A 15,701-nucleotide genomic window follows, 5' to 3' on the forward strand; every position below is an offset into this window, starting at 1 on the left:
GCGCCGGGCTCACCTTGGCGCCGTGGCCCGCCCGCGCGCCCGGCCCGCCGAAGCGCTCCGGCCCCTCGGCGGCGAGTCGCTCGCGAAGCGGCGGAACAGGTCGCCCACCGGGGCACGGTCCGGACTCACGATGAACCTCCGACGAACGCGGCGACGGCCGCCGCCGCCATGGCCAGGGCGGCCAGCCCGGCCCGCTTCCACATCTTCGGCAGGTCCCGCGTGGTGACCAGCGGGTCCGGCGGCAGTCCGTAGACCTCCGGCTCGTCGAGGAGCAGGAAGAACGCGCCGTCCCCGCCGACGCCGTCGGTCGGGTCGTGGCCGTAGAGCCGGGCCTCCGGCACGCCCCGCTCGTGCAGCGTGGTGACCCGCTGGGCGGCCCGCTCGCGCAGCTCGTCCAGCGGCCCGAACTGGATCGACTCGGTGGGGCAGGCCTGGGCGCAGGCCGGGGTCATGCCGGCGCCGAGCCGGTCGTAGCAGAGCGTGCACTTCCACGCCCGGCCGTCGCCCTTGCGCTGGTCGATGACCCCGTACGGGCAGGCGGAGATGCAGTAGCCGCAGCCGTTGCAGATGTCCTCCTGCACCACCACCGTGCCGAACTCGGTGCGGAACAGTGACCCAGTCGGGCAGACGTCCAGGCAGGCGGCGTGGGTGCAGTGCTTGCAGACGTCCGACATCATCAGCCAGCGGAAGTCGGTGCGCGACTCGGCGCCGGTGCCCCGGCCAGGCGGCTGGGCGCCCGGCAGGCCGAGGAACTCCGGCCCGGCGGCCATCCGGGCGGCGGCCCGCGGCTCACCGGGGGGCACGCCGGGATCGGTGCCGGTGTCGTTGCCCACCCCGGCGGCGACCGCCGCGGTGGCCGGGCTCACCGCCGCCCCGGTGGGGTTGCCGTCGAACGGCGGGGTGCGGTGCCCGGCCGGGCGGGGCTGTTCGATGAAGGCCACGTGCCGCCAGGAGTTGGCGGTGAGCGCGCCGGTGTTGTCGTACGACATGCCGAGCAGGTCGAAGCCGGACGCCGGGACGTCGTTCCACTCCTTGCAGGCCACCTCGCACGCCTTGCAGCCGATGCAGACGCTGGTGTCGGTGAAGAAGCCCACCCGGGGGCCGGCCTCGACCCAGCCGGCGTCCGGCGCCGGGTCGAGCGGGCCGTAGAGGCTGTTGGCGTCAGGCATCCCCGCCCCCGTCCCGCGCCGCCTCGGCGGACCGCTCGTCGGTGTTGCCGGCCGCGTCCCCGCCGGCCGCGTCGGTGGTGACGATCGGCACCCGCCGGTCGGCGGTCATCCCGGCCCGGCGCTGGTACTCGGCGACCAGGTCGAGCAGGGCCGGGCCGGTGGGCCGGCGGCCGGGCCGGACGTCACAGGTGCCGACCTTGCTCTCCTGGATGAGCACGTTCGGGTCCAGGGTGATGCCGAACAGGTCGTTGGCCGAGTCGCCGGTGACCAGGCCCTCGGTGCCGAAGTGATACGGCAGCCAGAGCTGGTGGATCACCCGGCCGTCCACCCGCAGCGGGGTGAGCCGGTCGGTCACCAGCACCCTCGCCTCGATCACCGCCCGGCCGCTGACCAGGTGCGCCCAACCCAGGTGTGCGAGCCCGACCTGCGCGGCCAGTTCCGGGGACACCTCCACGAACATCTCCGGCTGCAGCTCGGCGAGCGGCCGCACCGTGCGGCTCATGCCGCCCGCGGTGTGGTGCTCGGTGAGCCGGCTGACCGTGAAGACGTACGGGAAGACGTCGCTGTGCTCCTCCGGCGGGCTGGGGTTCATCCGGTTCACCGGGTGGTCGTACACCTTGCGGGTCGGGTTGGCCTGCTGGCCGTACATCGGGTTGCGCATCGGCGACTCAGCCGGCTCGTAGTGCGTCGGCAACGGCCCGTCGAGCACCCCGCGCGGCGCGTAAAGCCAGGCCTTGCCGTCGCCCTGCATCACGAACGGGTCGTCCCCGGCGAGCGCCTCCGGCCCCGAGGCGTCGTCCGCCGGCCGGAACGTCGGCGGCTTGGTCTTCTCGAAGTCCGGCACGTCGTAGCCGGTCCACTCGCCCTTCTCCGCGTCCCACCAGACGTACTTCTTCCGCTCGCTCCACGGCCGGCCCTGCGGGTCGGCGGAGGCGCGGTTGTAGAGGGTGCGCCGGTTGGCCGGCCAGGCCCAGCCCCATTCGGGGGCGACCCAGCTCTGCTCGTGCCCGGGCTTCCGGCGCGCGGCCTGGTTGACCCCGTCGGCGTAGACGCCGCTGTAGATCCAGCAGCCGATCGCCGTCGATCCGTCGTCCTTGGCCTCGGCGAAGCCGCCGAGCGGGCGCCCGGTGGCCACCTCGTACCCGTTGATCTCCTTGAGCACCGCCTCGGCGCTCGGCTCGGCGTACTCGCCGTGGGTCGGGTAGTCCCAGGCGAGGTCGAGCAGCGCCCGGTCCCGCGGCTTGGTGGAGGCGGCCAGCTTCTCCCGCAACACCCGGCCGAGGTGGTAGAAGAACCACAGCTCGGAACGGCAGTCACCCGGCGGGTCGAGGGCTTTCTCCCGCCACTGCAGCAGCCGCTGGGTCTGGGTGAAGGTGCCCTCCTTCTCCACGTGCGAGGCGGCGGGCAGGAAGAACACCTCGGTGCGGCACTCCTCCGGCACGATCTCGCCGGTGGCGATCTCCGGGCTGTTCTTCCAGAACGTGGCACTCTCGATCATGAACAGGTCGCGGACGACCAGCCAGTCGAGGTTGGCCATGCCCAGGCGCTGGGCCTTGCCGTGCGCCGAGCCGACCGCCGGGTTCTGGCCGAGCAGGAAGTAGCCCTTCACGTGGCCGTCGATCATGTTCAGCACCTGCTGATACGTCCCGTGGTCGCCGGTCATCCGGGGCAGGTAGCCGTAGCAGAAGTCGTTCTCCGGCGTGGCCGCGTCACCCCAGTACGCCTTGAGCAGGCTGACCGCGAAGGCCCGCGAGTTGCCCCAGAAGCCCTTCTGGCCGGGGTGGCGGATGCTGTCCACCCACCTGGCGAAGGTCGGGTGTTCGGCGTGGTGCGGCATCGGCAGGTAGCCGGGCAGCAGGTTGAACAGCGTCGGGATGTCGGTGGAGCCCTGGATGCTGGCGTGCCCGCGCAGCGCCAGGATGCCACCGCCCGGCCGCCCGATGTTGCCCAGCAGGGTCTGGATGATCGCGCCGGTGCGGATGTACTGCACGCCGACGCTGTGCTGGGTCCAGCCCACCGAGTAGACGAGCACCCCGGTCCGCTCCCGGCCGGAGTTCTCAGTCCAGGCTCGGGCGAGTTCCAGGAACTTCTCCTGGGGGATGCCGCAGACCCGCTCGACCATCTCCGGGGTGTAGCGGGCGAAGTGCCGCTTGAGGATCTGGTAGACGCAGCGGGGGTGCCGCAGGGTCTCGTCCCGGTGCGTCTCCGCCGCCACCGGCGCGCCGTGCGACTCGTGCTCCAGCCCGGCCGCGGTCTCCCGCTCCTTGCCCGTTCCCCTGGCCCGGGTGTGATTCCCGTGCCCCTCGTACTGCCAGCTGGTCTGGTCGTACGAGCCGGTCTCGGGGTTGTAGCCGGAGAAGAGCCCGTCGAGGTCCTCGGTGTCGGCGAACTGCTCGCTGACGATGGTGGCGGCGTTGGTGTACGCCAGCACGTACTCCCGGAAGTCCAGCTCGTTGTCCAGGATGTACCGCACCACGCCGCCGAGCAGCGCGATGTCGGTGCCCGCCCGGATCGGCAGGTACGTGTCGGCCAGCGCGCTGGTCCGGGTGAACCGGGGGTCGACGTGGAAGACCTTGGCGCCGCGCTTCTTCGCCTCCATCACCCACTGGAAGCCCACCGGGTGGGCCTCGGCCATGTTGGAGCCCTGGATGACGATGACGTCAGCGTTGACCAGGTCCTGCTGGAAGTCCGTCGCGCCGCCGCGACCGAAGCTGGTCCCCAGACCGGGGACGGTGGCGGAGTGTCAAATCCGGGCCTGGTTCTCGATCTGGAGTGCCCCCATCGCGGTGAACAGCTTCTTGATGAGGTAGTTCTCCTCGTTGTCCAGCGTCGCCCCGCCCAGGCTGGAGATGCCCAGCGTGCGGTTGAGCGGCCGGCCGGCGTCGTCGACGTCCTCCCAGGTCTCGTCGCGGGCGGCGAGGACCCGGTCGGCGATCATGTCGAGCGCGACGTCGAGCTCCAGGTCCTCCCACTCCGTGCTGTACGGCCGGCGGTAGCGGACCTTGGTCTGCCGCAGCGGGCTGGTGACCAGACTCTTGCTGGCCGACCCCTTCGGGCAGAGCCGGCCGCGGGAGATCGGGCTGTCCGGGTCGCCCTCGATCTGGGTGACCTGCCCGTCGGAGACGAACACCCGCTGCCCGCAGCCCACGGCGCAGTACGGGCAGACCGAGCGGGCCATGCTGTCGGCGGTCTCGGTGCGGGCGGTCAGGCCCGCCGAGCGGGCGGACTGCGCCGCGGCGCCCCGGCCCAGCGGGTCGGTGCCGGTGAGCTGCCGGTAGACCGGCCAACCCTCGATGAAGGTCCGGAGACCCAACCGGAACACCCCCTCCCCCGCTGGCGGAAGCTGACCTTCTGAACATAGGCCAGCCGACGGGGGGCGCGCGACCCGAGCGGCCGACCGGCCCGGTTCGGGGACCGCCCGGGCCGGGTCGGTCAGCACGACGGCCGGAACGCGAAGCCGAAGCTCTCTTCAGTCAGGCATCCGAATGCGGGAGTCCCACCGGTGGTTGATCCTCGACGGAATCCGCTCCGGCGGGGAGGTCGTGGTGGCAACCGAGCTGATGCGCGTACGCACCGAGGACGGGGACGAGGTCTTATTCGAGATCGACCGCCACGAGGAACTTCACCGCCGAAGCGGGCGCGGTGTTCGCCAAGACCGGCGTGGACGCGCACCTGACGGCTGACCTGGTCCGCCGCAGCGTCCCGGGGCCGCCGCGGCCGTCCATCGGGGGTCCACGGCGTGTTGCGCAAAACGATTCCGCCCCCGGCCGGAGCCGGGGGCGAACGGGTGCCGGTGTGCAGGTCGCCTCTCGGCGAGTGGCGCGACGCGGCTCCAGCCGAACGGTATTCCGCGAAGGCAATTTAGGTGAGGCCCGGGGACACTGGACACACCGACACCCTTCTCAACCTACCCCGACCCCCGGTTGTTCCACGCTTTCGGTGACTGCCGCCACTCCCCGCTTCATACCCGGTCGCGCTGCCCTGAGGCAGGCGTGGGTACGCCGCTGGCCGGCACCCTCGGTGGGGGGTGCCGGCCAGCGGCGTATTGCTCTATTGGTCAGCTGTTCCAATGCTCGACGAACGCCTGCCTGGTCACGGCTTGGCCTTGAACTGAGCGCCGTCCAGCGCGGCCTGGAGCGAATTCGTGTAGCCCTCGCTGGTCGCCGTCGCCCCGGACACCGCGTCGATGTGCGCGCTCTGCGCGGCGAGCGCCTCCGTGCGCAGCTGGGGCACCGCGTGCTTGTTGATCTCGCGGGAGCGGTTGTTCGTGCTCGGCACCGTCAGCGGCGTGATCTCGGTGATCCGGCCGCCGCTGAGGTGGGCCTGCACCTGGACGTTCCCGCGCTTCGTCTGCACGACCGGGCCGTCGGCGACGGTGGTCGAACCGGACCGTGCGACGGTGCCGCGTGACGTCCCGGGCTTCGCCGCCGCGCCGGGGCCGGTCTCCACGCCCGGCGCGCTTGCGCCGCCAACGGTCTCGGCCGAAGGCGAGCTGTCGGGTCCGGTCGACGTCCGGTAGCTGAAGAGAAGTACCACCACGGCGATCGTGGCGAGGAACCACATAGTGATCTTGCGCATATCCAGCACGCTCTTACGCAGCATCGTGTTCATGACAAAGCTCCATTCGGGGTTGGCGTCACCGCGATGGAGGTCAGCGGCAGACGCAAGCACCACGTCAGGCGCTCAAAAGCAAAGGGGAAAGTCTCTGCCCGGTGTTCAGCCGCGGGGCGGTTCTTCGCGGCGCCGGGACCATATGTAACGACCGGCGGCCCGCCATCATTCCGACCCGGGCCCGGTGCACCAGCCCCCGGGTGCGGGCCAGGTACTCGGTCGTACGGAGATGTAACGACCCGGGCCCGGCCACGATTCCGGCCCCGGGATGCCGCCGGTCACACCCCCGAACCGGACATCGCACCCACCCGGGCAGCCGTCGGGCGACCCGAACCGGACAGCCCGCACCAGTTCCGGTACCTGGTGGTATCCGCGCGCACCGGACACCGCCACATCGGGCCACAACCATCAGCAAACCGAAGGGCACGGCAGGCCACAACCACCAACGGACCGCGAAGAGGGCAAAACCCGGCAACCGGAAACCAGCCGGAACCCGAGTTGGCGTTACCCTGACAGCATGCAGGCGCTCTCCCCCACGACGACCCCGGTGGCCCCGCTGGCCCGACCGGGTCGCCCCGCCGTGGTGGCCCGCACGCTCGCCGAGCTGACCGGCCCCACCCGGGGCATCGTCGAGCTGCCGGTCCGGCTGATGTGGAGCAGTGAGCGCGCCTTCGATCTGGGTGACCCGGACGACCTGCTCTGGATGTACGAGAACGTGCTGCGGGAGACGACCCGCACCGACGACCTGCGGGCGCTGATCAACGGGCGGACGCTGCGTCGGGTGTGGGGGCGGCTGAACCTGCCGCGGGGCGTACGGGTGGCGTGGGAGAGCCGGCACCGCGGCCTGCGTACCGCGTGACCCACCTGCACGAGTTCTACCGGGAGGTGGCCCGGGTGGCCCTGGCGGCCGCCGGGCCGCACCGGTTCGTGCTGGGCGGCGGGGTGGCGTGGGCGGCGCACGGCCTGGTCACCCGCCCGACGGAGGACGTGGACCTGTTCGCGGACGTGGAGGGGGCGGCCGCCGCGGCGGCGGCCGGGGTGCGCGCGGCGCTGGAGCGGGCCGGCTACGAGGTGCTGGACGCCGACCCGGACAGCGAGCTCGGGGAACTGTTCGACGGGTTCGACCGGGACATGCGGGACTTCGTGGTGAGCCGGGACGGCCGACGGATCCGGTTGAGCCTGGCCCGCCTCGACCGGTACCGCAGTCCGGTGGTGATGGACCTCGGCCCGGTGATGGACGTCCGCGACCTGGTCGCGAACAAGACCGCCGCGCTGGTCAATCGGCGCGAGGTGCGCGACTACATCGACGTGTCCTCGGCGCTGGACCACTACGACGTGGCGGAGCTGCTGAAGCTGGCCCGCCAGGTCGACCCGGCCCTGGACCTCGATGACGTCCGCGCCGCCGGGCGATACCTGGACCAGGTGCCGGACCGCCGGTTCGCGCGCTACGGGCTCGACGCAGCCCAGGTGGCCCAGGTACGCCGCCGGATGGCCGCCTGGCCCCGGTGACCGCCGGCGGCCGCCCGGCGGGACGTCACCTGGTGAGCTTGCCGCCGGTGACGCCGAGGATCTCACCGGTGACGTAGCTGGATTCCTGGGAGGCGAAGAAGACGTACGCCGGGGCCAGCTCGGCCGGCTGCCCGGGGCGGCCCATCGGCGTGTCGGTGCCGAACTGCTTCACCTTCTCCTCCGGCATGGTGGCGGGGATCAGCGGGGTCCAGACCGGGCCGGGCGCGACGGCGTTGACCCGGATGCCCTGGTCGGCCAGGTTCAGCGCGAGGGCTTTGGTGAAGTTGGCGATGGCAGCCTTGGTGGTGGCGTAGTCGAGCAGTTGCGGCGACGGGTTGAACGCCTGGATCGACGAGGTGTTGATGATCGCCGAGCCTTCGGGCAGGTGCGGGACGGCCATCTTGCAGAGCCAGAACATGGCGTACACGTTGGTCTTGAAGACGCGGTCGAACTGCTCGGTGCTGATCCCGGCGATCCCCTTGTCCTGCGACATCTGGAAGGCCGCGTTGTTGACCAGGATGTCGATGCCGCCGAGGTCGGCCAGCGTCCGGTCGACCAACTGGCGGCAGTGGCTCTCGTCGGTCAGGTCGGTGCGGACCGCGACGCCCCGGCGGCCGGCCTCCTCGATCAGGCGGATGGTCTCCCGGGCGTCGGCTTCCTCCTCCTCGCCGAGGTAGGAGATGACCACGTCGGCGCCCTCCCGGGCGAAGGCGATGGCGACGGCGCGGCCGATGCCCGAGTCACCCCCGGTGATCAGCGCGCGCTTGCCGTCGAGCCGGCCACTGCCCCGGTACGACTCCTCGCCGTGGTCCGGCTTCGGTCCCATCCGCTGCTCCGAGCCCGGCGCGGGCTGTTTCTGCGGTGGCTGCCCCTGCTGCTGGCCGTACTGGCGGGTGGGGTCCTGCTGGGTGTACTGGTCCTCGCTCACCGGGGTCTCCCTCGTGTCGTCCGGGTCTGCTCCGCCCCTACCCGGGCACCAGGGGCGGAAACGACATCGGGTTGCGGGCGTGTTACACGGGAGCGGCCGGTGACGCTGGTGTGGTGGAACACCTCGGGCCGCAGTGGCAGGAGTGACGGCGGCTCGCTATGGTGCGCAACGGCGCCCACGAGGCGCCTCCACCCCCATGGAAAGGCACCGCATGACCTCCTCCTCCGGCGCCTCGCGCCGACAGGTGCTCGCCGTCGCGGCCGCCGCCGCGACCGCCCCCCTGATCGCCGGCGCGCCGGCCCAGGCGGCCGAGTCAAAGGGCCCGAAGACCTGGGACCTGACCGTCCTGGGCACCTCGGACACCCACGGCAACGTCTACAACTGGGACTACTACAAGGACGCCGAGTTCGACGACAGCAGGCACAACGACGTCGGCGTCGCCAAGCTGGCCACCCTGGTCAACCAGATCCGTGCCGAGCGCACGGGCAAGGCGACGCTGGTGCTCGACGCCGGCGACACCATCCAGGGCACCCCGCTGGCCACCTACTACGCCAAGCAGGAGCCGATCACCACCACCGGTGAGACGCACCCGATGGCCAACGCGATGAACGTCCTCCGATACGACGCCGTCACGCTGGGCAACCACGAGTTCAACTACGGCCTGCCGCTGCTGGCGCAGTGGATCGGCCAGCTCGGCTTCCCGGCCCTCGCGGCGAACGCGATCAACGAGGCGACCGGCAAGCCGGCCTTCCTGCCGTACGTGATCAAGAAGGTCGCCCTCGGCGGTTACGACTCCCCGACCATCAAGGTCGGCATCCTCGGCCTGACCAACCCGGGCGTGGCCATCTGGGACAAGGCCAACGTCGAGGGCAAGCTGGTCTTCGCCGACATGATCGCCACGGCCGCCAAGTGGGTGCCGGTCATGCGCGAGCGCGGCGCGGACCTCGTCATCATCTCCGCCCACGGCGGTGACAGCGGCACCTCCAGCTACGGTCCGGAGCTGCCGAACGAGAACCCGGTGGCGCTGATCGCCGAGCAGGTCCCGGGCATCGACGCGATCCTCTTCGGCCACGCGCACAACGAGGTCGCGCAGAAGTTCGTCACCAACACCGCCACCGGCGCGCAGGTGCTGACCTCCGAACCGTCGAAGTGGGGTCAGCGGCTGACCCGGATGGACTTCACCGTCGCCAAGGTCAATGGCCGGTGGCAGGTGGTCAGCAAGTCCGCCACCATGCTGAACACCAACACCGTGGTGGAGGACCCGGCGGTGCTCGCCGCCGTGCGCGGCCAGCACGCCAAGACGGTCGGCTACGTCAACCAGGTCGTCGCCCGGTCCAGCGTGGAGCTGTCGGCCGCCGAGTCGCGGTACAAGGACACCCCGATCCTGGACTTCATCAACCACGTGCAGACCGAGGTGGTCACCACGGCGCTCGCCGGCACGGCGTACGCGGGCCTGCCGGTGCTGTCGATCGCCGCGCCGTTCAGCCGTACCGCCGTCTTCCCGCAGGGTGACGTGCGGATCCGCGACGTGGCGGGCCTCTACGTCTTCGACAACACGCTCGAGGCCGTGGTGCTCAGCGGCGCCGAGGTGAAGGCGTACCTGGAGTACTCGGCGAAGTACTTCGTCACGCTCCCGGTGGGCGCGGCGGTCGACCCGAACACGATCAGCGACCCGGCCGTGCCGGACTACAACTACGACGTGATCTCCGGGCTCGACTACGACATCGACATCTCGAAGCCGGTCGGCCAGCGGATCACCCGCCTGGTCCTGCCGGGCACCGACACCCCGGTCGCCGCCGACGCGCAGTTCGTCATCGCGGTGAACAACTACCGGCGCAGCGGTGGCGGCAACTTCCCCGGCATCGTGAAGACCCAGGTCTACAACCAGCAGCAGGAGATCCGCCAACTGCTGATCGACTGGGCGCAGGCCAAGGGCGTGATCGACCCGGCGGACTTCTTCGTGCCGAACTGGAAGCTGGTCCGCGAGGGCGTGCCGGTCTTCTGATCCGTACCGTCCGACGCCGCGGGTTCCCACCCGCGGCCCGTCCGCGTCTCAGCCGCCCGGGCCGAGGCGCAGGTTCCACTCGTCGGGGCCGCCGGCCGGCTCGGGCCGGTCCCGGCGGGGTTCGGTCTCGGTGCACTCGACCCGCTCGTCCGGGCCCACCCGCGGCGGCAGCTCACCGAAGCGCACGTGCCGCAGGAACGCGTACTCCTCGTCGGTGAACGACTCGGCCGGCTCGCTCATACCCGCATTGTGCGTCCGCCGGTCCAGCCGCCGCATCAACCTGACGGGCCCGGGTAAGCCGCCGCGACGGCCGTCGGCGACGAGGTGGAGGACGACCATGCGCGCGGTACGGATGAGCGCTCCCGGGGTGCTGGAACAGGTGGAGGTGCCCACCCCGACCGCCGGGCCGGGCGAGGTGCTGCTGCGCGTGAGCGCGGTCGGCGCCTGTCACTCCGACCTGCACATCCTCGACGCACCCGCCGGGATGTACCCGACGCCGATGACCCTCGGCCACGAGATCGCGGGCACGGTGGACACGGTCGGCGCCGGCGTGACCGGCTGGTCGCCCGGTGATCGCGCCGCGGTGTACGGGATCATCGGCTGCGGCCGCTGCCGCGCCTGCCTGCGGGGGCTGGAGAACCAGTGCCGGGTGGTCCCGGTGGGTGGCATCGGGCTCAGCCGCGACGGCGGGCTGGCCGAGCACGTGGTGGTGCCGGCGTCCCGGCTGCTGCACGTCGGCGACATGGAACTGGAGCAGGCCGCCCCGCTCACCGACGCCGGGCTGACCCCGTACCACGCGGTGGAGCTGGCCCGGCCGAACCTGCGCCCCGGCACGACCTGCGTGGTCATCGGGATCGGCGGGCTCGGGCACATGGCGGTACAGATCCTGGTCGCCACCACGGCGGTGCGGATCATCGCGGTGGACACCAGCGTGGCCGCGCTGGACCTGGCCACCCGGCTGGGCGCCCACCATGTGGTGCAGGCCGGACCGGACACGGTGGAGAAGATCCGGGCCCACGTCGGCCCCGCGCCGGACGGAGCGGACGTGGTGCTCGACTTCGTCGGGGCGGACCCCACCCTCGCCACCGCCCGCCAGGTCGTCGCCACCGGGGGCCGGGTGATGCTGGTCGGCCTCGCCGGCGGGACGCTGCCCGTCCGGCCCGTCGCCGACGAGCCGCCCACCCTGCCGCTGGAGACCAGCGTGGAGATCCCGTTCTGGGGCACCCGGGCCGAGCTGCAGGAGGTGATCGCGCTGGGCCGCCTCGGGCTGCTCCAGGCCGACGTGCAGATCTTTCCGCTGGATCGGGCCCCGGAGGCGTACGACCTGCTGCGGCGGGGCGAGATCCACGGTCGGGCGGTGATCGTGCCCTGACCGGTCGGGTGCGGGTCGCTCAGCGGGCCGCCGCGCCGGCGCCCTCCACCGCCCTCGGCCGGGCCGGGGGAAGGCGGTCCAGCAGGGCCAGGGCCGCCCGGACCGGCCGCCGGGTGAGGGTCTCGTCGAAGCTGGCCCGGCCCTGGCAGAACCGGACGAACATCCGCCAGCCGGCCGGGGTGGCGAGCAGCCCGTGGAAGACGTCCGGACGCCGCTCGAAGACCTCCAGCAGCCGGTGCCCGGCCCGCATGGACGGCGCCAGGAGCCGCTCGACCTCCCGCTCGTAGCCGGCCAGGTGACCGGCGGCGACCGCCGCCCCGGCCAGCCGCCCGGACCGCAGCGCGTAGCTGATCCCCTCCCGGCTCCACGGTTCCAGCAGTCCCGCCGCATCCCCGGCGACCAGCACCCGGCCGCGGCGCACCGGCGAGTCCTTTGCCCGGCAGCGGGTCAGGTGACCCGAGTCGTGCTCCGGGGTCACCCCGGACAGGCCCAGCCGGTCCACGAAGTCGCGCAGGTAGGCCCGGGTCTGCTCCCCGTGACCGCGGGCGGCGATCACCCCCACCGTCAAGCGGTCAGATTTGGGGAAGACCCAGGCATACGAGCCGGGGACGGGCCCCCAGTCCAGCAGCAGCCGGCCCCGCCAGCGCTCCTGCTCCGCCGGCGGCACCGGCAGCTCCAGCTCCAACCCGAGGTCGATCTGCCGGTACCGGACGCCGACGTGGCGGGCGGTGACGCCCGAGGAGCCGTCCGCGCCGATGACGGTCCGGGCCCGTACCGTCTCGCCGTCGGCCAGCCGCAGGCGTACCTCGTCGGGGTCCTGCTCGACCGCGCGGACGGCGACGCCCTCGCGGACCTCGGCCCCCGCGGCGACCGCGGCGGCCCGCAGCCGCTCGTCGAACTCCTCCCGACGGACCATGGCCACCAGCGGCCCGGCGGCGTGCCGGCGGGTGAAGCCCCGTCGCCCGTCCCGGGTGAACGTCACCCGGTCGACCCGGTCGTGCGCCGGCACGTCGATCCGGTCGGCCACCTCCGCCAGCGACGTGCCGATCAGCCCTCCCCCGCAGGTCTTGTAACGGGGATGGGTGGCGCGCTCGACGACCAGCGTGCGGGCCCCGGCGCGGGCCGCGGCGTGCGCCGCGGAGAGCCCGGCGGGGCCGGCTCCGACGACGGCGAGATCCCAGACGATCACGGGTGCAGCCTAGGCCACGCCACCGTCGCAACGCCCGACGCGACTCCCCGATCGGGTGGGCATCAACGGACACCCGTCGGGTAACCGCCGGGCGCAGGCCGCCCGCGGGCCGGGCGGGTCACGCCGAGGAGGAAAGCCATGCAGCAGGTACAACTGTCGGAGGTCGAGGAACGGGTGTACCAGGCGGTAACCGCGCTGGAGACCCGGGGGCACGTCCCCTACCCCGACCTGATCGCGCAGGAAACCGGGATGAGCGAGGAGCAGCTGCAGGCGCCGCTGCACCTGCTCACCGAGAAGGGCCTGCTGCACCGGGAGGACTCCCCGATGGCGGGGCTGGACTTCGGGCCGCGGTGGTGTGCGCGCCAGATGGCGTGACGTCCCGTTTGCCCCTCGAGGGCCCGGGTAGCGATCAGGAATGCGTGATCGTCGGCCTTCGGGGGGCACCATGAGCCGCGCGGGAGGAGGGGCAGCGGATCGCCGCCGACGCGGCCGTCGCCGTGCACACCGCACTCGCCGGGTACGCGGTCGCCGCCCGCCGGCACGCCCCGCAGGACCGGCGGCTGTCCGGCGCGGCCACCGCGATGGTGCTGAACGGGGCGTACCTGATCGACCGGAACGGGTTGGCGGGCTTCTCGGCGCTGGTCGGGGCGCTGGCCGACCGGCACCCGGAGCTGCGGCTCGAGCTGACCGGCCCCTGGCCGCCGTACTCCTTCGTGGCGGAACCCTCGGCCGAACCGGCGCACCCGGTCCGGGAGCCGGCGTGACCGCCGCGCGGGGGCCGGCATGGCGGTGACCTCGCTCGCCCCGAGCAGCGCCGACGATCCGCTGGCCTACCGTCCGGTGGCGCTGGTCGACCTGCTCGACCGGGTCCTCGGCACCGGCGTGGTGATCAGCGGCGACATCACGCTGGCGATCGCGGACATCGACCTGGTGCGGATCTCGCTGCGGGCCCTGGTCGCCTCGGTCGGCGCGCTGGCCCCACCGGAGCTGCCCGACGTGACCCCGGGCTCCAGCGCGGCGGTCGAGCCATGACCGAGCGGGACGAGGCGGCGGAACTGGCGGCGGCGCTGGGGGAGCCGCGGTGGGAGGCGCCCCGGGTCCGCCCACTGGACCGGCGGCTCGCCGTGGACTCCGACTCGGTCGAGCGCGGCCTGGCCAGCCTGGTGCTCACCGTGATCGAGCTGCTGCGGCAGCTGATGGAACGGCAGGCGCTGCGCCGGGTCGACCTCGGCGACCTGACCGAGGAGCAGGTGGAACGGGTCGGCGCCACGCTGATGGCCCTGGAGGAGCAGATGGCCCAGCTCCGCGAGTACTTCGGCCTGTCGCCCGAGGACCTCAACCTCGACCTCGGCCCGCTGGGCCCGCTACTCCCCACGGACTGACGGGCCCTTCGCCCCCGCGACCCGGTCTCCCGGGAGTGACGCGCGAGGTGCCTTCCGGGACGAGATGTCGGCTGGTGCCCGTCCCCGTGCCGGGTTCCGGCCCGGTCGAGGGGCGGTGGCGTGACGGCGGCGCTCCCGCGTCAGCCGGCCCGCTGCTCGGCGTACGCGGCCAGCCAGGCCACCTGGGCCGGGTCCAGGGAGGGGCGGACGCGCCGGCGGGCGGTCCCGATGTGGGCGGCGGTGACCGTGGAGGCGGTCAGCGACTCGCGCATCGCGGCCAGGGCCGCCTCCCGGACCAGGGCGGCGCAGTCGGCCGCCGAGAAGCCGGCCAGCTCCGCGCCCAGCGCGGCCAGGTCCACATCCGGGGCGAGCGGCACGTTCCGGGACGCGGCGCGGAGGATCTCCGCCCGGGCCGGGCCGTCCGGCGGCGGCACGTAGACCAGCCGTTCCAGCCGGCCGGGGCGGAGCAGCGCCGGGTCGACCAGGTCCGGCCGGTTGGTCGCGCCGACCACCACCACGTTGCGCAGCGCCTCCACCCCGTCCAGCTCGGTGAGCAGGGCGGCGACCACCCGGTCCGTCGTACCGCCGTCGGTGGCCTGGCCACGCACCGGGGCGAGCGCGTCCACCTCGTCCAGGAAGATCAGCGTGGGCGCGGCCTCGCGGGCCCGGCGGAACAGCTCCCGGACCGCCCGTTCGCTCTCGCCCACCCACTTGGAGAGCAGCTCCGCGCCCTTCACCGAGAGCACGTTCGCCCGCCCCGAGCCGGCCAGCGCGGTGACCAGGTAGGTCTTGCCGCAGCCCGGCGGTCCGTAGAGCAGCACGCCCCGGGGTGGCTGCACGCCCAGCCGGGCGAAGGTGTCCGGGTAGGTCAGCGGCCAGAGCACCGACTCCGTCAGCGTCTCCTTCACCTCGACCAGGTCGCCGACGTCGTCCAGGGTGACCGAGGCCAGCTCCAGGGTGGACGCGGCCATCGTGGTCGGCCGGACCACCTCCAGCGCGGCGCTGAAGTCGGCCATCGCCACCGTCGGCGTCTCGGCCGTCTTCTGCCGCAGCGCGGCGCGCACCCCGGCCTCGCGGACCAGCGCCGCCAGGTCGCCGCGACGAACCCGGGGGTACGCGCGGCCACCTCGTCCAGCCGGACGTCCTCGGCGAGTGGCACCTGCCGGGTCAGCACGGTGAGCTGCTCGCGGCGCAGCGCCTGGTCGGGCAGCGGAACGGTGATCCGCAGGGAGAGCAGGTCCGGGGCGCGCAGCGCCGGGTCCACCGCCTCCGGCCTGCTGGTGGCGCAGACCACGGCCGCACCGGCCCGGACGGTCTCGGCGAGCATCTGCCGGAACACCGTCGCCACCGGCCCGGGATCGTCGGCCGGGGCGAGTGCCTCCACGTCGGTGACCAGCAGGACGGCCGGTCCGTCCCGGCGTACCGCCGCGGCGGCCTCGCGCAGCCGGCGGGCCGCCACGTCGTTGCCGAGCGCGGCCACCTCCGGCCGCTCGTCATCGACATTGCCTGGACGCCTGCACTCTCCAGTTGTCTCAG

The 15,701-nt window shown here is 72.8% G+C and carries 13 protein-coding genes and 2 pseudogenes; 8 read left to right on the forward strand and 7 right to left on the reverse strand.

All coding sequences use genetic code 11. The annotated features are described in order from the left end of the window. Positions 1 to 125: 125 nt before the first annotated feature. The 3 genes from JNW87_RS21295 to JNW87_RS21305 form a co-directional block, all read right to left on the reverse strand. Entirely contained in the window at positions 126 to 1,169 is a 1,044-nt protein-coding gene (locus JNW87_RS21295) for a 4Fe-4S dicluster domain-containing protein (protein ID WP_238454267.1), read from the reverse strand. Then, positions 1,162 to 4,482, reverse strand: a complete 3,321-nt coding sequence (gene fdh / locus JNW87_RS21300) for a formate dehydrogenase (RefSeq protein ID WP_236648506.1) — start codon at positions 4,480 to 4,482, stop codon at positions 1,162 to 1,164. The genes JNW87_RS21295 and fdh overlap by 8 nt, the downstream gene beginning before the upstream one ends. 779 nt (positions 4,483 to 5,261) lie before the next feature. Next, positions 5,262 to 5,780 carry an FMN-binding protein gene (locus tag JNW87_RS21305; protein ID WP_238454268.1) on the reverse strand — a complete coding sequence of 173 codons (519 nt, stop codon included), beginning with the start codon at positions 5,778 to 5,780 and terminating at the stop codon, positions 5,262 to 5,264. 517 nt (positions 5,781 to 6,297) lie between these two features. On the opposite strand from JNW87_RS21305, the gene JNW87_RS21310 reads away from it, so the two are divergent. After that, positions 6,298 to 6,639 (forward strand): hypothetical protein, encoded by a 342-nt coding sequence (locus JNW87_RS21310; protein ID WP_109805343.1) that lies wholly within the window; start codon positions 6,298 to 6,300, stop codon positions 6,637 to 6,639. Next, positions 6,636 to 7,289, forward strand: coding sequence for a nucleotidyl transferase AbiEii/AbiGii toxin family protein (locus tag JNW87_RS21315; protein WP_109805342.1), 654 nt, complete (start codon positions 6,636 to 6,638; stop codon positions 7,287 to 7,289). The genes JNW87_RS21310 and JNW87_RS21315 overlap by 4 nt, the downstream gene beginning before the upstream one ends. 25 nt (positions 7,290 to 7,314) lie before the next feature. On the opposite strand, the gene JNW87_RS21320 is transcribed toward JNW87_RS21315, so the two are convergent. Then, complete coding sequence (locus JNW87_RS21320) at positions 7,315 to 8,217, reverse strand: SDR family oxidoreductase (RefSeq protein ID WP_109805341.1); 903 nt, start codon at positions 8,215 to 8,217, stop codon at positions 7,315 to 7,317. Positions 8,218 to 8,428: 211 nt separating this feature from the next. On the opposite strand from JNW87_RS21320, the gene JNW87_RS21325 reads away from it, so the two are divergent. Continuing rightward, on the forward strand, positions 8,429 to 10,222 hold the full coding sequence (locus JNW87_RS21325; RefSeq protein WP_109805340.1) for a bifunctional UDP-sugar hydrolase/5'-nucleotidase: 1,794 nt from the start codon (positions 8,429 to 8,431) through the stop codon (positions 10,220 to 10,222). Between the two features lie 48 nt (positions 10,223 to 10,270). Here the strand turns inward: JNW87_RS21325 and JNW87_RS21330 are convergent, their stop codons facing one another. Continuing rightward, positions 10,271 to 10,462 (reverse strand): hypothetical protein, encoded by a 192-nt coding sequence (locus tag JNW87_RS21330; protein WP_236648504.1) that lies wholly within the window; start codon positions 10,460 to 10,462, stop codon positions 10,271 to 10,273. Between the two features lie 97 nt (positions 10,463 to 10,559). On the opposite strand from JNW87_RS21330, the gene JNW87_RS21335 reads away from it, so the two are divergent. Then, positions 10,560 to 11,594 carry an NAD(P)-dependent alcohol dehydrogenase gene (locus JNW87_RS21335; RefSeq protein WP_109805338.1) on the forward strand — a complete coding sequence of 345 codons (1,035 nt, stop codon included), beginning with the start codon at positions 10,560 to 10,562 and terminating at the stop codon, positions 11,592 to 11,594. A gap of 19 nt (positions 11,595 to 11,613) precedes the next feature. On the opposite strand, the gene JNW87_RS21340 is transcribed toward JNW87_RS21335, so the two are convergent. Continuing rightward, positions 11,614 to 12,783 carry a geranylgeranyl reductase family protein gene (locus JNW87_RS21340; protein ID WP_238454269.1) on the reverse strand — a complete coding sequence of 390 codons (1,170 nt, stop codon included), beginning with the start codon at positions 12,781 to 12,783 and terminating at the stop codon, positions 11,614 to 11,616. Between the two features lie 138 nt (positions 12,784 to 12,921). Between JNW87_RS21340 and JNW87_RS21345 the strand changes: the two genes are divergently transcribed. From JNW87_RS21345 to JNW87_RS21360, 4 genes and pseudogenes are all read left to right on the forward strand, one after another. After that, positions 12,922 to 13,158 (forward strand): hypothetical protein, encoded by a 237-nt coding sequence (locus tag JNW87_RS21345; protein WP_109805336.1) that lies wholly within the window; start codon positions 12,922 to 12,924, stop codon positions 13,156 to 13,158. Positions 13,159 to 13,247: 89 nt separating this feature from the next. Further along, positions 13,248 to 13,547 (forward strand): annotated as a pseudogene (locus JNW87_RS21350) (GvpL/GvpF family gas vesicle protein); the annotation flags it as partial. Between the two features lie 19 nt (positions 13,548 to 13,566). After that, a complete protein-coding gene (locus JNW87_RS21355; protein ID WP_238454271.1) occupies positions 13,567 to 13,815 on the forward strand; it encodes a gas vesicle protein in 249 nt (82 codons plus the stop codon). Next, positions 13,812 to 14,165, forward strand: a complete 354-nt coding sequence (locus tag JNW87_RS21360; RefSeq protein WP_238454272.1) for a gas vesicle protein K — start codon at positions 13,812 to 13,814, stop codon at positions 14,163 to 14,165. Before JNW87_RS21355 ends, JNW87_RS21360 begins: the two co-directional genes overlap by 4 nt. Positions 14,166 to 14,305: 140 nt before the next feature. Here JNW87_RS21360 and JNW87_RS21365 read toward each other — a convergent pair. Next, positions 14,306 to 15,701, reverse strand: a pseudogene (locus JNW87_RS21365) (AAA family ATPase); the annotation flags it as partial.

Origin of the sequence: Micromonospora sp. ATA51 (assembly GCF_016802855.1) — a bacterium.
GTDB classification, from domain to species: Bacteria; Actinomycetota; Actinomycetes; order Mycobacteriales; family Micromonosporaceae; genus Micromonospora; species Micromonospora sicca.